The sequence below is a fragment of the Kitasatospora sp. NPDC052868 genome (assembly GCF_044547105.1).
Lineage (GTDB): Bacteria > Actinomycetota > Actinomycetes > Streptomycetales > Streptomycetaceae > Kitasatospora.
In genome coordinates this window covers 330,810-348,125 of record NZ_JBITZW010000002.1, presented here as the reverse complement: position 1 = coordinate 348,125, position 17,316 = coordinate 330,810, and the positions used below count along the sequence as shown (strand labels likewise).

Here is a 17,316-nt window from a genome sequence, read left to right as displayed (position 1 = left end):
CGGCGGGTCCTCTCGGAGGGGGCGGGGGAGGATGGCGCTCCTTCTACTGGGCAAGACGGGTAGGTGCCCTCGGGGGCAGGCGCGGTTTTCAACGCCGTTCCGGTGCCTGTCGTCCTCATGGCAGTTCCTCGACCTGCCAGAACGCAAGCCGCTGGAGTGCCGCAACGGCGCACTGGACGCGGAGAACGCGGAACGCTGGCGCGAGTCCTTCGCCCGGCTGGAGGCCGCCCTCGCGGACGGCGCCACCCCGGCGCGCTACGTGAGGCACAGGCTCCAGCAGCGGCGCGAGGCCGTTGCCCGGTTCCTCGACAAGCACCTGCCGGAGGCATCGAAGTGAAGACCGCCCAGCCCACCCCCTCGCCGAAGTCCACGCAGCCCGGGACGAACTCCTCGCGAAGGCCGCGCACGAGGGCAGACGCCTGACTGTCGCCGAGCTGGCCGAGCACCTCGGCAAGCGGCTGACCTTCTACTTCCGAGTTCCCGAGGTCGCGGCCGAGATCGTCAACGTCGCCACTGAGGCCGGCCACAAGGCCACAGGCCGCCCGCGCAACAACCGCGCAGCGGAGCTGGAGACCAAGCTGACACTGCTACGGCGCGAGCGAGCCGACCTCCGCCGACACCTCGACATCTACGCGGGCCACATCCGGCGCCTGACCATGGAGAGAGCCGCTCTGCGGCAGGCGCGGGAGAGCCACGTCGGTGTCACCATCCGGCCCAGCGACGCTCTCCCCAGTGACTGCTCGGCTGGCCCCCAGTTGGCAGAAGTCGGCCGGGCTAACAAATCGGACACCGCGGACCAGTGTTCTCAGGAACGGGCAGACACGGTACGGGCCGAGCTGTTAAGAAGTCGTCGGAGCCACAGCCACCCGACCGGAGGACCGCACATCGTGACCCTGCGTCAAGAACTGGACGATCTCACAGATCTCAAGAACGGGATCACGCCGCAAACCCGAGGTCGAAAGTTCGAAAGGTGGCTCAGGGAGCTGCTGTCCGAAGGGAACCTGGAGCCTAGGACGGCCTATCGGCCCAAGGGTGAGGAGATCGACGGCTCATTTGTTCACCGAGACCGGACATATCTCCTTGAGGCCAAGTGGCTAGCAGATGAGGTTCCCGCTTCCACGATCTACCAGTTTAAGGGGAAGGTTGACGGCAAGCTCGTCGGCACAATCGGAGTATTCATCTCGATGTCTGGCTTCAGTACGGATTCGGTTGAGGCGCTTCGGGTTGGCAAAGAGCTGAACATAATCCTCTTTGACAGGAGGGACATCGAAGCGGCTCTCGCATACGGGTTCGCCACGGTCCTGGCGTTCAAGCTGCGTGCCGCAGCGGATCAGGGTGATCTCTTCATCCCATACATTTCCCCGGTTGAAAGAGGAATTGCGACTATTGTTGTCGAGGGGCGAAGCGACGAGATCGTAGTCCGGATGGTCGCTGAAACCCTCAGGAAAAGTGGCATCGAGGTGCGAGAACTAGAGGTTATTGTTGCACAAGGAGCCATGGGACTCGCTCCTATTGCGGCTACAGCACTCCAGGCTCGCGGCGGCGATGTCCTTGCCATTGCAGACTCTGACGGCTTTCGAACTGAGATCCCTCATCCCGAGGCGATCGAGGGGAAGAGCATTGAGGTAATCATCGTGGAACCGGCCATCGAGATTTGGATGGGCTACACCAAGGGGTCGGGGAAGAGGATCGCTCCAGCTGATCTTCGCCGTCGTGCAGCGGCCATTGATATCGCCGAGCTGTCTGCAAGGGATGAGGGATTCAGCCGGCTCGTGAGGTTTCTCAAGGCATAGCCTGTGGGGCAGCAGTCGCTCCAGGGCCGCCTTGGAGCGAGAGGGATCAGCGCGGCAGTGCACCGATGAGATCAGCCGCTGGCTGCCGGAGGTGGCCGTTAGGATCTGGGAAACAAGACAGGATGGCGGGCGGAACTACAGCATGGGCTACAGGAACGAAGCTGAGATCAAGCAGGCGCTTGGGATCGAGTCGTGGAGGAACCTCTCCAAAGACAAGATGATCAGATTCGCGGCCATGATGCCTGATATGGATACCGAGGTGGCTCTAAAGATCGTTGAGCAGTTCCCTGTTTTTAAGGATTTTGCTAAGGATGCCGTGGATGCGATGGAGAAAGCGCATGAGTCCACGCTCTCGGCTAACAAGCAAAGCCAGAAGCGCGTCCATCATGCCTTCCAGGCGATCAGGGAAATCCTCAAGGGTGAACTTGACAAGGGTGACCTGAGTTGGGAACAGAAGAAGTTCCTCATCGAGCAGATCCAGGAGACTGGAAGGCTTGAGTTCCTAAAGGACAGCGAGAACAAGAAGTTCTTGGATGGGATGCTCAAGAAGGCTCTGGTTGGCGCTGTTGCCACACTCGCACTAGGTGTGGCCTTTATTGGGGGTAGGGTGATGGCTGAAAGCAGGGACAGCCCCGAAAGCTCCTAGCGCCGATACTCAGACCTACTCAGCCAGACCCATCTCTCGGAGAAATTGACTGGGCCCATTGTGGCCAATTTTTCCCGACTGCCACTGGACAAAACCAGAATAGAAGATGGAAGTTCTTTTCCGTGACCGCGTGACGGCGACGTAGAACTTCCTTCGGTCTTCCGCCAGGTCCTTCGAGTTGTAGGTTGACAAAAAATGTGGAATTTGCCCCTGGTCAACCCCAAGGATGAGCGTCGCATCGAATTCGAGACCTTTGGCAGAGGACATGGTGTAGACGCCCACGCGCCCAGTTCGACTTCCTCGGTCAGCTAGGGTCCGAATTGTCCAGTCCGATAGTTGCCCACCGTCAACGAGCTCCAACAGATCAGAAACTGCTGCAGAGTCTTCTCCCCGCAAAGGGTCTCGTAGGGCGGCGCCCAGACCGCTCTGAAGAATCCGCCCAACAAACAGTGCGGCCAGTTCATCACTATCCACCGACTGTTTCATAGCATCGATAAGCGCGAGATCGACAGACAGATCACCAAGTTCGGCGCGAAGAATAGATCGCCACTCGGACAGCAGGTCCGAGAGTCGGAACTCTCCATCCGGTCGGTCTTGCCGAGTTGTCCATACGGCAAGTTTCTCAATCAAGTTGGTGGCAGGGGTCGACGGATAGGGACTTGCGTTAGCGCTCACTGGCACACCCAGCTTGCGAAACTCTTCCACGACGAGTTCCGCATGATTGTTAGTGGGTGTTAGAACGCCAATTTCGTGAGCCGGGCACCCTTCGGAGATCAATTTGGCAGCCAGCTTCCCGGCCTCCTGGCATTGATTCTTGATGCCGGCACGGCAATACAGGGCATCGACGAGACCGCCGTCCGAGACGCCCTCGATTCCGCTCAGTCCCAGCAATCGACTGGCTCGATCGATGATCTCGCGAGCCGATCGATAGTTCTTGGTCAGCTCGACGCGTGAGACCGTCGGGTGCCTACTAACCTCGTCCAACAGTTCAGGGCGGGTTCCAGTCCAGCCATAGATTGCTTGGTTGTGGTCGCCAACCGCGAAGAGTACGGATCGCGTCGTTCCGTCGAAGCACAGCGATCTAATAATTCGGTCTAGGCCGGGCGAAAGGTCCTGGTACTCATCGACGTAAATTGAAGGGTTCTTTGCGGTAAGGAGATTCGGGATAAACTCGTAACCCTCCACCAACTCGACTGCCGCCGCAACGAGCATCTCGAAGTCCACGAGCCCCTCCGACGCAAGCTCCCCCTCATACGCCTGGGAAACAGCTACGATCCTCGGACCTGCAAGGTTCCATTCGTCTTCACTTGCGATCATCTTCCGGTGACGCTCAACTGTGGACCGAATATTTCTCGTATCCGAATTCGGAGGGTAGACCTGCGCGATTGCGACCTTGAACGCAGCTGTCTTTTCTCGACTTGTCGCAACCCGACGTGTAAGCAAATCGGCGCGCCCACACACGCCTGCGAATGGGGAGAGGATCTGCCTCAGTGCAAAGCCATGAACCGTACCGAGGAATAGATTAGCTCTCGGAGTGACACCCAGTTCGAGTACGCGTCGTCGCAACTCTGCTGCCGCAGCGTTCGTCAACGTGATTCCAGCAGCGCCCTGCGGTGGCGCAATCGTTTGAAGATCAGACGCTATCCGAGTGGACAGCAGCTTCGTTTTTCCACTGCCTGGAGGCGCCATCACTACGCAGTTACCCGGAGTGTTGAAGGCTTTCCATTGGCGTTCGTTTCGCTTCAACTCTTCGATTGAAGCTGCCAGCCTGCTCACTGCTGCACCAGGTACTTAATCGAGCTGACTACATACGAGGGGACGTCCAGTTGACGGGAGACCAGGCTATTGGCGTATCGCCCCTTACCTCCAACCTTCTTGATCATTCCCAGGTAAGCATCATATCCTGGATCGCTCTTGTTCCAACCCTCAATGTCCTTACGCGTCTTGGGGTTGACGGCGATGTCAAGGAGGGCCGAAATTCCGGCTTCCAGGTTGCCTGGCGAGGTCAACAGTAGGTCGTACTCAAAAGTTGATTCGCCCACGAAGATCCCGGATTCCTCCGGATTTCCAGCCTCTCCGAGAGAAGTCATGTACCGCTGTGCACGAGCAGTGCCGGCGGAGCGATCGTTGCCGAGTTTATCCTTCTGGATGTCCCCGTCGGTGACCACGGCGCATGGAATCCCCAGAGCTCTACAGAATTTCAAGTACGCAAGGAAATGCGTCCCATGGATAGCGCAGACACTGATGCCATGCTTATCTAGGTCGATTCCATAGTTCTCAGCGAGGGCGGGAATAATAACTTGCTCCGCGTAGCCCTCCACGAGCAATACGCGTTTCGCGAAGACAATTTCGGCCCGCGTAGCGTCAATGTACCTGCTGATATCGTCCCAGTCGCTTTCGCTCAGGTCAGCATTCACGGCAGCACGCGCTACGGTTGATCCCGCGACATCCCGAAGCAGGATCAGGTTTCTAGGACCGATAGTGCTCACTACATGCGGGGACTGTGTTGTGATGAATACCGTCTGATCGTCGTGAGCTGACGCCAGTAGCCTCTTGAAGATCAGTCGCTGCAAATGGGGGTGCAGGTGTGCTTCCGGTTCCTCAATCGCGAGGATGAAGTGCGCGATTTCCTTCAAGAGCTTCTGTTGGAGACCCAGCTCCATCAGGGCGAAGTATAGGACGTTCAACGTCCCAAGACTCGCACTGGATAGCGGGCGCCTAGAATCACCGTCTACGAAGACGCGCAGAGTTCGAATCAGTCGCAGTGGGTCGGTTGACGCGACACCGAGATCCGCCTGCATTGCCTGAGAGTTCCCCACCATCTCAGACATAAGATCAGTTATTGACGTGCTCAACTGGCGCACCGATTCCAGTTTAGCAACCTGACCGTTAGCCGCTTCAACGGTCTGCGCGATTATATCGAGTTCGGCTGCCGTGGCTGATTCAGCAGCTGCTTCAAGTAGCTGCCTCAGGGGCGACCTGCGCCATCCTGCAACATCAGTTTCCACGTCACGCAGCGCATGAAGAAATGCGAGATGCAGATAGCCTCGATGCTCCGCCGGCATCAGGCTCTCTTCGTTGTCTCCGCGGAAGATAAACCAGCCGTAGACGGGCTCGTCCTCGCGCCCGGGCATGACACGCGGTGCATACTTGTAGGTTAGACGGGCCCGAATAGGGTCACGATCGACGATTGCGTCAGCCAAGATGGCACTAACTCTGGCGTCAGACTCGAAAGCTACGATCTCAACCGAAATCGAGATCTCCGCGCCTTCCTTCTTCGGATCCCAGTCCTTCCTTCCCTGAGCAAGACCGTCCGAGAAATCTTCGCGCCGGAGATGCCGGTCGCTGCTGGACAAGGAGGGATCGAAAAGGATTCGCAGTGCATGAGCGAGATTGCTCTTCCCTGCTCGATTCTCACCGACCACGACATTGGCGGAACCGAGTGGGATATCCACATCCATTAGGTTGCGAAAGTTTCTCACGCGGATTCTGGAAATCTGCACAGTCCCTCCAGGTGCCAGAGCGGCCGCACGTGCCGCGTCCTGCGGGATCACGTTGTGCCTCAGCGACGAGCATAGGCGTCTGGCAAGCCGCCAGGCGGCTAAATGGCGGAATCCCTCGATATGCGTCTGACCTGCATGCTCGATGCTGAGCGGGCGTTGCGCTGCCCACACCCGCTACCGGGCAACAGCTGCCGCTTGGTACAGAACGCCTGTGGCTCCGGAGACCACCACCCGGCCCCGCTCGGCGAGTTGGGCGGCGAGCTCACCCACGACGAGGGCCAGGCACGCGGTCCAGCCCCGCCGCAAGTTCGCCCCGGTGGCCAAGTTCTTTGCCGTCGGCGCCCCTTACGGGCCCCAGGGGGCGAGCCGCGCCGCAACTCATGACAGACCAGTGCGAAACGCTTCAATGCCTACCATCGAGACGTGAGCGACAACCAGCTCGAACAGATCATCCTCTCGGTCGCCCGGCGCATGCGGACAGACTTCGACCTGTCCGGAGGCTTCACACACAGCGGCGAGAAAGGGACCACCCGCGAAAGGGTCTTCCACGACTTCCTGAAGGACTACCTGCCCGGCCACGTCCGGGCCTTCCACGGCGCCGAGATCATTTCGGTCGATGGGCAGAAGTCGAACCAGTGTGACATCGTCATCTGCGACCGCAGCACGCCGCCCCTGCTCGACATGCAGGGCTACCGAATCGTGCCAAACGAGTGCGTCTACGGCCTCATCGAAGTCAAGTCCAAGCTCGACAAGAAGGAGCTGCGAGACGCCTGCGACAAGATTTGCAGGGCCAAGAAGCTACCCAAGTCCGCCTACCAGCCAGCCCCGACCGGTCAAAGCTGGACTGCCATCGGCGGACCCTACTCTTTCCCAACCGTGGGCATGATCTTCGCCTTCGACAGCATCGAACCGTTGACCCTGGGCAAGCACTTCGCCGAGTGGTGCGAAGACCACGAGCCACATGAGCGACCCGATGCCATCTGGATCCTCGGGAAGAGCTACTTCGGCTGGATTCGCCCAGGGGAGCTGGCCTTGCGGTCTTCCGAGCCAGGGGCGAACTGCCACCTCGTCGATCCCCCGCCGGAAGGCGATGTCCTCTTCCCACTCGCGATCTACTTGAACGCCGCCTTCTCCTCCGCCTGGATGCCGCCCTTCAGGCTCTTGGACTACGCGGCCGGCGGGCCGCTGGGGACCAGCCACAAGTGCTGGGAGGAGCAGGTGGACGGAGACACCGGAGATCCACCGATCGCCGTGGACAGCCCTGAATCCCGCAGCTCCTAAATCCGTCTCATGAGCGGCGCGCTCGTTGCGGACCCGCGCAGGACTTCGTCCGCAACAGTTGACAGGCCATATCCCCTCATGCAACATCTGTCGCGCATAACACCACTCGCACTCACCGCCGCTGACCTGGAACAACACCGGCAGAGCGAGGGCTGCTAATTTGCTTACCCCAAGAAAGGCGACGTGGGCGCCGTAGGAGGTGCAGGCCCGGGCTCCGACCATTGACACCGAGTGGAGCGCGAGCATCCGCAGTGATCCGGCACCCCGGGCCTGGGGGCCGATCGGGCGGCCGTCGACCAAGTCGTCGAGGAGGGGGAGCCGTGCCCGGTAGGCGGCGAGGCGGTCGGCATCCAGGTCCAGGTAACCCGGTGCGGCCCGGCGGTGGATCGCCTCGATCAGGGTGGTCGCACCAACCTGGCCGAGCCAGCGGCCGATGACGGCGCCCCGGGCTCGATCAGGCGGGTCAGTGCGGCCCTGGCCCGGCGCTCCGGTTCGTTCCGCCCGGTCGAGGTGGCTTCGGCCGGGCCGGGCTCGGTGAGAGTTGGTCTGATGCGGTTCACCTGTACTTCCATGGGTGGCTGCGGGGCGGGACTCTTCGTTGGGGTGCCCGAACGAGTGCCGGCCGGGATGTCGGCGATGGCACTCGACGGGCAGGCGCTGACGGATGGTCAGGGCTCGGCGCCGAGGTCGCTGCCCGCTGCTGTCTCGGGGTGTCCGGATCGCTCAGCGGCGGGCAGGCCGCGCTGGACCCCGGTGCGCAGCACAAGCGCGGTACGGACATCGAGCCTGGTCGGGTGGTCGCGACCGGCCAGGTCCGCCATCGTCCAGGCGACCCGAAGCGCCCGGTCCAGGCCACAGGCCGGGCCGGGCTGGTGCGGATGGCGGCGCGGATCGCCCGGGAGTGTCCGGCGGGGCCGCGGTGGTCGGCGACCCGCTGTTGCCGCTGAGGGGTATGGGCGCGGAGCCGCAGACCACGGCCCCGGCAAGTTCTTCGACCCCCAGGAGCGGTACTTCATGCTCCACCCGACAACGCATGTCTGGAGCAAGACCGTCGAGGCGCTAACCGCCGAGACCCTCTTGGAGCTGTTCAAGGAGGCTGTTGAGCTTCGGCCCCCGGACCCGCGCACCGGCCTTTGGTGAGTGTGAAACCCCCTGATTCGGCTGGCCAGGGCCGTGGGAGGTGTAGGACGTTATGGGGAAGTCGGGCTGCTCCCTCGATCTGCCGCAACCGGTCGTCCAGGCACCGCGTCCACGGCTTGGTGATCTGCCAGGGGTGGTTGCCAACGGGTCAGGCGCTCGTGATGTCCTTGATCTTTTATGCGACCAGCCAGGCATGGAGATTGCGACCGGTGCCGTTCGGGTGCAGGACCCCGGCACACGGAGATCGCCCCCGGGCTAACTGTTGCACTCGAAGGCGGCACCGTCTACTGCCCCACCCCGCGCCTTCGGCGCTCGTGATGCACCACCCGGCCCCCGAGAGCCCAAGGGTCTGTAACACCCCCGCGTCGGCTGTGCCGGTTCGACTCCGGCCTCGCCCACCCGACTGCTACCTGGTGCGAAAGCCTAGCCAGTGGACTTGCTGCTGCGCTGGCTGACGCGCCTCGTCCGGATGTGGCAACGATTGTCCGGACAGTACTGACCCGCCGTCAGTACAACCGAGTAGCCTGCACCGGTGCCCAGCTATACCGCCGAAACCCTCAAAGTGCTGTACGCGAGTGCTGTGCACTGCGCCTACCCAACCTGCCACGAGCCCTTGACTGTTCAAGACCGGGGCAGCCACGTGAACACCGCCGAGATCGCGCACATTCGGTCAGGGCAGAAGCGCGGGCCTCGCTACGACCCGGCGTATTCGCAGTCGCTCCTCAACCGCTCCGAGAACCTGCTGCTCCTCTGCCGGCCGCACCATCTCCTGGTAGACCGTGGTGACTACCCTCTCGTTGAACTCCTGATGTGGAAGACCGACCAAGAGCAGCAGGCACACCGAGCGGTCGCCGCGGTCAGCGTCTCCACTACCGACTTCCGCCTTCATGTACGCCTACAGACCCACGCTGCACGGCGTGCACTGCTCATCGAGATCAATCAGGCTGTAAACGAAGCTGACTCGGTATACAACCGGGAGATGCGAGGGCTCCCGGCCACTGGGTTCTGGTCCCAGGAGTGGAGCGCCGCTATGAAGCGGATTGATTCTCTCTGCGAACAACTGCTCATCATCGGGCCAGATTGGCTGTACGCCGCAGCACGGGGCGTCCATCTGACATTGATCATGAAGCGCAAGTACGGGCGCAACTCCTGGGAACGCGACCCCTTGTCCTCCATGCTTCGCTGGTTCGCCAGGATGGCCAATCAAGCCCTAGCTGATCCTGATTGCCAGCCAGCCGACCTCCGCGAGACGTGCCCGATGGGGATCTACCCCCGCGAGCCAGTCGCTCTGGGATGACGTCGCGTCGTCACGCAGAAGGCAGCCCGAATGCGCGGCCGGCGCCCCGGACGGCCATCCGCTTGATGTCCCCCGGCCCCGGGCACCTCGTGTCAGGGCAGTCGCGATCTGGAGCCCTGGCCTGCCGGGGGCATGCCACCTGACCTGGGAGGCAAGGTGAGCGAGGGGTCGCGAAGCTCAGGTCCTCGTCTTCGGAAACCGCCCACGGGCGCGGAGCGCCGTCGCTACCGTGGCGCCATGACACCCCAAGGCGACATCAAGGGCGCAGTCTCCTCCTGGCTCCGGCAGGTCAGCGCCCTCCCTTCACAGTCCCGGCAGGCGCGGCCGTGGTACACGCTGGCCGGTCAGGAGGGATGGATGGAGGTTCGCCAGGCGGTGGCGGCTGCGGCACCCGCCGCCAGACGCCCCGACCTCTACCGCGGGCAGGGCCGGGATCATCTCGATGACCGCATCCTGCTTGAAGTCACCGGGCTGGCCGCGTTCGCCCGGCGTGTGGATGCCGACGACCTGGGGACCCAACTCCTCGTCGCCGACGAGTTCGAGGTGTTCTGCCGCGCCCCGGTCCCCGTCTCGGAGGACTGGGTGCTGCTGGAGGCGCACTTCCCCCAGGGAACCGAGATCCCGATCGGGGACTACACCCTGCAGACCTTCGCCGAGGAGGAGCTGCGGGCCCTTCAGGCTCTGCCGGTCCTGGATGACCTGCCGCCCGGCTCCGCGTTCCCCGCCGACGTGCTGGCCGGCGCGGCGTTCCTCCGTCTGCGCCGGGAGGAGCGCCCGCTGGTGCGCGGTTCCCGGGTCGATGTCACGATGCGCTCTCGGCCCGAACTGCTGCACTGGCAGCCGCTGCTGGTCCTGATGCTGTGGTCCAGTGAACTGGTTCGGATGCAGGCCGGCTATGAGGTTGAGCGCGGACGTCAGGTCCGACTCGTCCACGGCGCACCGGAGATCGACACCCGCGTCGGTGCCACCGACGACGACGTGATGATCGAGTGGGACAGCCACTGCGAGGGCCACTACAGCGTTGGGCAGGGTGAGTTGGAGCGGTTCGCGGCGTTCTGCGCCTGGGCGGACAGCCGGATCGCCCGGGCGCTGAGCGCGACGAAGGGGGAGGGCGGGAAGCGGGCCCGGCGGCTGCGCCGCTCGGCCCAGCACCTCGTCCGCGCGATCCACCGCACCTACGACGGCGAGTACGTGCCCGAGGAGGAGAGCGAGGAGGTCCTGCTGCACTACGTCATCGCCATCGAGTCCCTGATGGCTGACGACAGCATCCTGGACCTCAGCCGCAAGGTGCAGTACCGGGCGGCGACCCTGTGGCGTACCGACAGCACCCGCAGGCAGGTCGCCGAGGCGTTGAAGCGGGCCTACGGCGCGCGTTCCAGCTATGTTCACGGCGACGAGGTGGCTGATAAGGACAAGGTCGACCTGGGGTTGCTGCGGCAGATCGCGTTCCAGACCTTCCTGCGCTGGCTGATCCTCACCACCGCTGACGGTGCCCCGGAGAAACTCGCTGTCGCCTTGGACGAGGCGACCCTGTCCGATGAGACTAGGCGCAAGGGAGTCACCGGGCCGCTCGACGCTTTCTTCGCCTCCACCCCGCCTGCCTGGGTGCCGGCCGACACGGCGGGCACCGCGGTGGAGGAGGGAACGTTGAGTGTGCCGGAACGGGAACCCCGGCCGAAGATGGCTTCCGGCTGGGGAGAGCGAGACAGCGGCTCCTGAGCCGAAGATGGGGGAGGCTGAGCTGCGGATCGGGGAGCCAACAGCCGCAGACGTCAACCGCCGCCGGATAGGGTCTGGCCCGCACCAGCAACGCTGGTGCGGGCCAGACCCTATCCGGGCCTTACTTCTCGTCGCGGCTGGGCTCGCCCCCAGAGCATCGAAAGGGGCCCGTAGTGACGCCGAGAACGCGACAACGGAAGGCCGTGGCCGAGCCACGTCGAGGGCTGCTGCGCTGAGCGTTGGCCCCGGATCGTTGATGATGGCCGGCGAGTCCGGAGCAGCCGTAGCGGCACGGGCAGGCAGCTGAAGGCCACCGTGGTGAGGAGTGAGCGGGATGCCCCGCGATGGTCAGCCAAAAGCGCAGGTGAAAGCCTTAATCCGGGCTCCTGCACTCACCGAGATCGCCCCGGGGAGTTGCACGGTGGTGGCGGACCACCCCGCGCTGCGGGGGTGACGCACGGGCGGGCAGGCCGCGAGGGCCCCGTGCGGATGCCGTCACCCGGAGAACCGCTACCGGGAGTCAGGCCGCGACGAGCTCCTGCTTGCGGTCCGGGGTCGTGACCTTGGGCTTCCTGTTCGGCAGCGAGAGCCGGAAGACCCTGTGCCAGGCGGAGAACACCTGCTTGGGCAGCGGCCCGGTGACGTACTCCAGCTCGTACTTCTCGAACAGCGCCCGTACCTTCACCGCGACCTCGGCGTAGCGGTTGCTCGGCAGGTCCGGGAACAGGTGGTGCTCGATCTGGTGCGACAGGTTGCCGGTCATGAAGTGCATGGCCCTGCTGCCGCTGATGTTCGCCGAGCCCATCATCTGGCGCAGGTACCACTGGCCGCGCGTCTCACCCTCGGCCGACCCGCGCTCGAAGACCTGCACGCCCTCGGGGAAGTGCCCGCACATGATCACCGAGTGGGTCCAGACGTTGCGGACCATGTTCGCGGTGAACGTGGCGGCGAGTGTGGTGAGGAACGACGGGCCCGACAGCAGCGGGTGGATCACGTAGTCCTTGAGCACCTGCTTGCGGATCTTGCGGCCCACGGCCCTGGCCCGCGCGCGGAACTCCGGGTCCCTGCGGCGGCGCTTGTGCAGGTTCTTGCCGAGCTCCAGGTCGTACGCCGCGATGCCGTACTCGAAGAAGCAGGCGTTGACGAGGTTCCACAGCGGCTGGCCGAGGTGGATCGGGTGCCACTTCTGGTCCTCGTCGACGCGCATGATGCCGTAGCCGAGGTCGTTGTCCTTGCCGATCACGTTGGTGTACGTGTGGTGCAGCTCGTTGTGCGAGTGCTTCCACTGGTCGGACGGCGAGACGTGGTCCCACTCCCAGGTGGTGGAGTGGATCTTCGGATCCCGCATCCAGTCCCACTGGCCGTGCAGGACGTTGTGGCCGATCTCCATGTTGTCCATGATCTTCGCCACGGACAGGCCGGCGGTGCCGAGCAGCCACGCGGGCGGGAAGATCGAGAACAGCAGCACGCCCCTGCTGGCCAGCTCGAGCTTGCGCTGCGCCGAGATGACCCTGCGGATGTAGGCGGCGTCCTTCTCGCCACGGCTGGCGATCACCTCGTCGCGGATCGCGTCCAGCTCGCGGCCGAGCTCCTCGATCTGCTCCGCGGTCAGGTGGGCGGTGGGGTCGATGGCGGTCAAGGTGCCTCTACCGTTCGATGTCGCAGGGGCCCGCCGCGGCGGACACGCAGGTTTGGATGAGGACGCCCGGCTCGGCCTCGGTGATCTCGCCGGTGCGCAGGTCGCGGACGGCGCCCGCCTTGAGCGGCGTGACGCAGCCGAAGCAGATGCCCATGCGGCACCCGGAGGGCATGAGTACGCCGGCCTCCTCGCCGATGTCCAGCAACGGCGTGGCGCCGTCCGCGTCGACGGTCGTGCCGGTGGTGCTGAATGTGACCTCGCCGCCGGAGGCACCGGAGCCGCCGGAGCCGCCGTCGGCGACGACGATGCGGGGGCGGAAGCGTTCGGTGTGCAGGCGCTCCCGGACGCCGTGCTCGGCCCAGTGCTTCTCGGCGGAGTCGAGCAGGCCCGCGGGCCCGCAGGCCCAGGTCTCGCGCTCGGCCCAGTCGGGCACGAGTTCGCCGAGACGGGCGACGTCGAGGATGCCGTTGGTGCTGGTGTGCACCTCGATGAGGCGCAGCTTCCGGTCCGCGACCAGGCCGTGCAGTTCGGTGCGGAAGATCACGTCCTGCGGCTGTGGTGCGCAGTGGACCATGACGGCGTCGTCGAACCCGGTGTCGCGCAGCATGCCCATCACGGGCGTGATACCGCTGCCGGCCGTCAGGTAGAGCACCTTGGCGGGCTTGGCCTGCGGCAGCACGAAGTCACCGGTCGGCTGGTCGAGCTGGATCAGCGTGCCCGGTGCCGCCCTGCGGACCAGGTGGTTGCTGACCTTGCCGTCCGGGATCGCCTTCACGGTGATCGTGATGCGGCCGTCGCGGCGGCTGGTCGGCGAGGTGATGGAGTAGGCGCGCCACAGGCGCCTCCCGTCGACGTCGACCCCGATCCGCACGTACTGGCCGGCCGTGTGGCCGCGCCAGCCCCGCCCCGGCCTGATCACGACGGTCGCGGCGTCACCCGTCTCGGGGTGCACGGCCTCGATGCGCCCACGCAGGTCGGCGCCCGCACGCAGCGGGCTGACCAGGTCGAGGTAGTCCGACGGCAGCAGCGGCGTCGTGACCATCTCCAGCAGCTTCCATGCCCTGCTGCGGAGGGCTGCACTCGTCATGACTCCAGCTTGCTGCGCCTCAGGGCGTAAAGTCCTGACCGTAGGACGTAAATCTGGTCGGCAGAATTGTTCGCAGGGAACAAAAACGTGAGCCATGCAATCCGGAGGGCCAGCGAGCTGGTCCTGGACGAGACGACGGTCACCGCGCTTCGGGCCGATCTGACGGCCACCGCCGACGAGGTCGTCGAGGCGATCATCGACGAGGTTCCGCCCTATGCCAACGCCCTTTCGGGCCGGATGGGCGGCACCATCCGCCGAGCCGTCCGCACCGCCCTGGGGCACTACCTGGACCTCGCGAGCGGGAACGCCACGGGCGGCGACGCCGGTGGCGCGGCCTACGAGCTGGGCCGCGGCGAGGTGCGCGACGGCCGTTCGATGGACGCCCTGCTCAGCGCCTACCGCGTCGGTGCCCGGGTGGCCTGGCGATGCCTGGCGGCGGGTGCCGTACCCGCAGGTCTGCCCGCCGCCGAGGTCGCCAAGTTCGCCGAGCTGACCTTCGCCTACATCGACGAGCTCTCCGCCGCGAGCGCCGCGGGCCATGCCGACGAACTGGCCGCCCGGGGCAGGGCCCACGAGCGCCACCTGGAACACCTGGCCCGCGACCTCCTCGCCGGCGCGAGCCCGGACGTGTTGCTGGCCTCGGCCCAGCGGGCCGGGTGGCAGCCCCCGGTTTCGCTGACCGCAGTCCTGCTGCCCGCGGCCCAGGCCCGGCCCGCCTACCGCGCGCTCGACCCGGGCACCCTCGTCCTCGACGACCTGCCGGACGCCACCGGTGTGCTGCTCGTCCCCGATGCCGAGCGATCACACCTCCTGCGGCAGCTGACCGACCGCACCGCCGTGGTCGGCCCTACCCGGCCGTGGACTCGTGCGTCCGCCTCGTACGCACGGGCCGTACGCGCGCGCTCCCTCTCCGCTGACATCCGCGACACCGAGGACCACCTGCCCGAGCTGGTGCTGAGCGCCGACATGGACGCGTTCGCGGACCTGCGGGCCCGAGCCCTCGCGCCGTTGCGGACCTTGCCCGTCACGACCGCGCGGCGGCTGGAGGAGACCTTGCGGGCGTGGCTGCTGCACCAGGGCAGGCGGGACGAGGTGGCGGCGGCGCTGTTCGTCCACCCCCAGACGGTCCGGTACCGGATGTCGCAGCTGCGGGAGCTGTTTCCGGACCTCGCGTCGCCGCACCGGGTCCTCGAACTGACCCTGGCGGTGGGTCTTCGGACCGGCCCGCGCTTCGGGGGTGACGCGCGGGCGGCAGGCGGCGAATGACGGATGGCGGTCGACAGTCGACTGATGACAGATTTCAGAATCTGTCATCAGTCGACTGTCATTCGGCGATCGGCCCCCCTGCGCTCCTCGCGTCGCCCCCGCGCCCCCGCGCCCCCGCCCCCCCGCCGCGCGTCAGGCGTCGCGGCGGCGCAGGGTGCGCAGGCCGGCGTAGGCGGCGGCGGCCGCCCAGAGGGCCATGATCAGCAGTCCGGTCCAGTGCCCGTACGCGATCTCCGGGTTGTCGGCGTAGCGCAGCGCGTACTGGCCGGCCTGGTCGGGGAGGAACTGCACCGCGTACCGGACCCCGGGGACGCCGCTGAGCAGCGGGGAGAGCAGGAAGACGGTCGGTACCAGCAGGCCCATCGCCGCGGTGAGGTTGCGCAGCACGGCGGTCAGGCCGAAGCAGAGCACCACCAGCAGCACCGGGTAGAGCACCCCGGCGGTGGCGCTGCGGACGGCGGCGGGGCCGTCCCAGTCGCCGGGGACGAAGGCGGCGTACCCGGCGAAGGAGCCGGCCGTCCCGGCCAGGCCGGCCGCGAGGGCGACGAGCGCCCCGAGGGCGAGCTTGCCGGCGTAGAGGCGTCCGCGCAGGGGCACGGCGGAGAGCGAGACGCCGATCATGCGGCTGTTGAACTCCTGCCCGATCAGCAGGATGCCGAAGCAGACCAGCGCGGCCTGGCCGAAGTTGAGCCCGTAGTGGATCCCGACCCCGGGGTCGCGGATCAGGCTGTCGTCCTCGCCGCCGACCGCCGCGCCGACGGCCGTGCCGAAACCGACCGTGAGCAGCACCGCGATCAGCGGGGGCAGCCAGAGCGAGCGGAGCGTGGTGAACTTGATCCGCTCGGAGCGCAGGACCTGTCCGAGGGGAGCGGTCCGGGTGCTCATGCCCCCACCGCCCGGTACTCGACGCTGTCGGCGGTCATCCGCATGAAGGCCTCCTCCAGTGAGTCCTGCCGGACGGCGATCTCGTACAGCACCACGCCGTTCGCGGCCGCGAGCGCGGCGATCCGCTCGGGTTCGGCGCCGCTCACCTCCCAGGCGCCGCCACCCACCGGTTCGGCCGTCACCGCCGCCGTCCCGTCGGCGAGGCCGCCGGGGCCTGTGAGGCCGCCGAGGCCGGTGAGGTCGCCGCCGAGCAGGGCGGCCAGCTTCGCCGGGTCCACCGCGCGGACCCGGATCCGGGTGCGGCCGTGGCGGTCGATGAAGTCCGAGGTGGCGGCGTCCGACAGCAGCCGGCCGCGGCCGATCACCACCAGGTGGTCGGCGGTGAGTGCCATCTCCGTCATCAGGTGCGAGGAGACCAGCACCGACCGGCCTTCGGCGGCCAGTTCGCGCAGCAGCGTGCGGATCCAGCGGATGCCCTCCGGGTCGAGGCCGTTGACCGGCTCGTCCAGCATCAGCGTCTGCGGGTCGCCGAGCAGCGCGGCGGCCACGCCGAGGCGTTGGCGCATGCCGAGGGAGAACCCGCGGATCCGGCGGCCCGCCGCCTCGGTCAGGCCGACCTGGGCGAGCACCTCGTCCACCCGGCGCTCCGGCAGCCCGTCGGAGGCGGCCAGCCAGCGCAGGTGTCCACGGGCGGTGCGGCCGCCGTGCACGGCGTGGGCGTCGAGCAGTGCGCCCACCGCCCGCAGCGGGTGGGCCAGTTCGGCGTACGGGCGGCCGTCGACCAGGGCGCGCCCGGCGGTCGGCCGGTCCAGTCCGAGGATCATCCGCATGGTGGTGCTCTTGCCCGCGCCGTTCGGCCCGAGGAATCCCGTCACCACGCCCGGCCGGACCTCGAAGTCGAGCCCGTCGACCACTCTCGTCCCGCCGTACTCCTTGGTGAGGCCCTGAACCTCGATCATCGCCGCGCTCCCTCTCTCGGTGTGCCCCCATTCGACCGGAGCGGGGGGCCTCGGCGGATCCCGCCGGGGAGTGGACCGGCCTCCCTCCCGGGAGGGAGGCC

At 65.8% G+C, this 17,316-nt stretch carries 14 protein-coding genes; 7 read left to right on the top strand and 7 right to left on the bottom strand.

The window, feature by feature from the left end; all coding sequences use genetic code 11:
- The first annotated feature begins 31 nt into the window (after positions 1-31).
- The 3 genes from ACIGZJ_RS05185 (at position 32) to ACIGZJ_RS05175 (ending at position 2,439) form a co-directional block, all read left to right on the top strand.
- A complete protein-coding gene (locus tag ACIGZJ_RS05185) occupies positions 32-337 on the top strand; it encodes a hypothetical protein (protein ID WP_396456003.1) in 306 nt (101 codons plus the stop codon).
- Positions 294-1,793, top strand: coding sequence for a restriction endonuclease (locus ACIGZJ_RS05180; RefSeq protein WP_396456002.1), 1,500 nt, complete (start codon positions 294-296; stop codon positions 1,791-1,793). The genes ACIGZJ_RS05185 and ACIGZJ_RS05180 overlap by 44 nt, the downstream gene beginning before the upstream one ends.
- Before the next feature lie 142 nt (positions 1,794-1,935).
- The gene (locus ACIGZJ_RS05175; RefSeq protein ID WP_396456001.1) at positions 1,936-2,439 is read left to right on the top strand and encodes a hypothetical protein; all 504 of its coding nucleotides are present in this window, start codon (positions 1,936-1,938) and stop codon (positions 2,437-2,439) included.
- Positions 2,440-2,454: 15 nt separating this feature from the next.
- Here the strand turns inward: ACIGZJ_RS05175 and ACIGZJ_RS05170 are convergent, their stop codons facing one another.
- Both ACIGZJ_RS05170 and ACIGZJ_RS05165 read right to left on the bottom strand, forming a co-directional pair.
- Positions 2,455-4,215: a UvrD-helicase domain-containing protein gene (locus tag ACIGZJ_RS05170; protein ID WP_396456000.1), complete on the bottom strand. Its 1,761-nt coding sequence runs from the start codon at positions 4,213-4,215 to the stop codon at positions 2,455-2,457.
- A complete protein-coding gene (locus ACIGZJ_RS05165) occupies positions 4,212-5,942 on the bottom strand; it encodes an ATP-dependent nuclease (RefSeq protein ID WP_396456235.1) in 1,731 nt (576 codons plus the stop codon). The genes ACIGZJ_RS05170 and ACIGZJ_RS05165 overlap by 4 nt, the downstream gene beginning before the upstream one ends.
- 423 nt (positions 5,943-6,365) lie before the next feature.
- On the opposite strand from ACIGZJ_RS05165, the gene ACIGZJ_RS05160 reads away from it, so the two are divergent.
- Positions 6,366-7,223, top strand: a complete 858-nt coding sequence (locus ACIGZJ_RS05160; RefSeq protein ID WP_396455999.1) for a DUF6602 domain-containing protein — start codon at positions 6,366-6,368, stop codon at positions 7,221-7,223.
- Positions 7,224-7,891: 668 nt separating this feature from the next.
- Here ACIGZJ_RS05160 and ACIGZJ_RS05155 read toward each other — a convergent pair.
- On the bottom strand, positions 7,892-8,239 hold the full coding sequence (locus ACIGZJ_RS05155) for a hypothetical protein (RefSeq protein ID WP_396455998.1): 348 nt from the start codon (positions 8,237-8,239) through the stop codon (positions 7,892-7,894).
- 656 nt (positions 8,240-8,895) lie between these two features.
- Between ACIGZJ_RS05155 and ACIGZJ_RS05150 the strand changes: the two genes are divergently transcribed.
- Together ACIGZJ_RS05150 and ACIGZJ_RS05145 are read left to right on the top strand one after the other, a co-directional pair.
- Entirely contained in the window at positions 8,896-9,660 is a 765-nt protein-coding gene (locus tag ACIGZJ_RS05150; protein ID WP_396455997.1) for a hypothetical protein, read from the top strand.
- Between the two features lie 357 nt (positions 9,661-10,017).
- A complete protein-coding gene (locus tag ACIGZJ_RS05145) occupies positions 10,018-11,379 on the top strand; it encodes a hypothetical protein (RefSeq protein ID WP_396455996.1) in 1,362 nt (453 codons plus the stop codon).
- Between the two features lie 520 nt (positions 11,380-11,899).
- On the opposite strand, the gene ACIGZJ_RS05140 is transcribed toward ACIGZJ_RS05145, so the two are convergent.
- Together ACIGZJ_RS05140 and ACIGZJ_RS05135 are read right to left on the bottom strand one after the other, a co-directional pair.
- Entirely contained in the window at positions 11,900-13,018 is a 1,119-nt protein-coding gene (locus ACIGZJ_RS05140; RefSeq protein WP_396455995.1) for a fatty acid desaturase family protein, read from the bottom strand.
- A 7-nt stretch (positions 13,019-13,025) separates the two neighbouring features.
- A complete protein-coding gene (locus ACIGZJ_RS05135; protein WP_396455994.1) occupies positions 13,026-14,105 on the bottom strand; it encodes a ferredoxin reductase in 1,080 nt (359 codons plus the stop codon).
- Between the two features lie 87 nt (positions 14,106-14,192).
- Here ACIGZJ_RS05135 and ACIGZJ_RS05130 point away from each other — a divergent pair, with 87 nt between their 5' ends.
- The gene (locus ACIGZJ_RS05130) at positions 14,193-15,371 is read left to right on the top strand and encodes a PucR family transcriptional regulator (protein ID WP_396455993.1); all 1,179 of its coding nucleotides are present in this window, start codon (positions 14,193-14,195) and stop codon (positions 15,369-15,371) included.
- A gap of 132 nt (positions 15,372-15,503) precedes the next feature.
- On the opposite strand, the gene ACIGZJ_RS05125 is transcribed toward ACIGZJ_RS05130, so the two are convergent.
- Entirely contained in the window at positions 15,504-16,256 is a 753-nt protein-coding gene (locus tag ACIGZJ_RS05125) for an ABC transporter permease (RefSeq protein WP_396455992.1), read from the bottom strand.
- On the bottom strand, positions 16,253-17,215 hold the full coding sequence (locus tag ACIGZJ_RS05120) for an ABC transporter ATP-binding protein (protein WP_396455991.1): 963 nt from the start codon (positions 17,213-17,215) through the stop codon (positions 16,253-16,255). Before ACIGZJ_RS05120 ends, ACIGZJ_RS05125 begins: the two co-directional genes overlap by 4 nt.
- Positions 17,216-17,316: the final 101 nt, after the last annotated feature.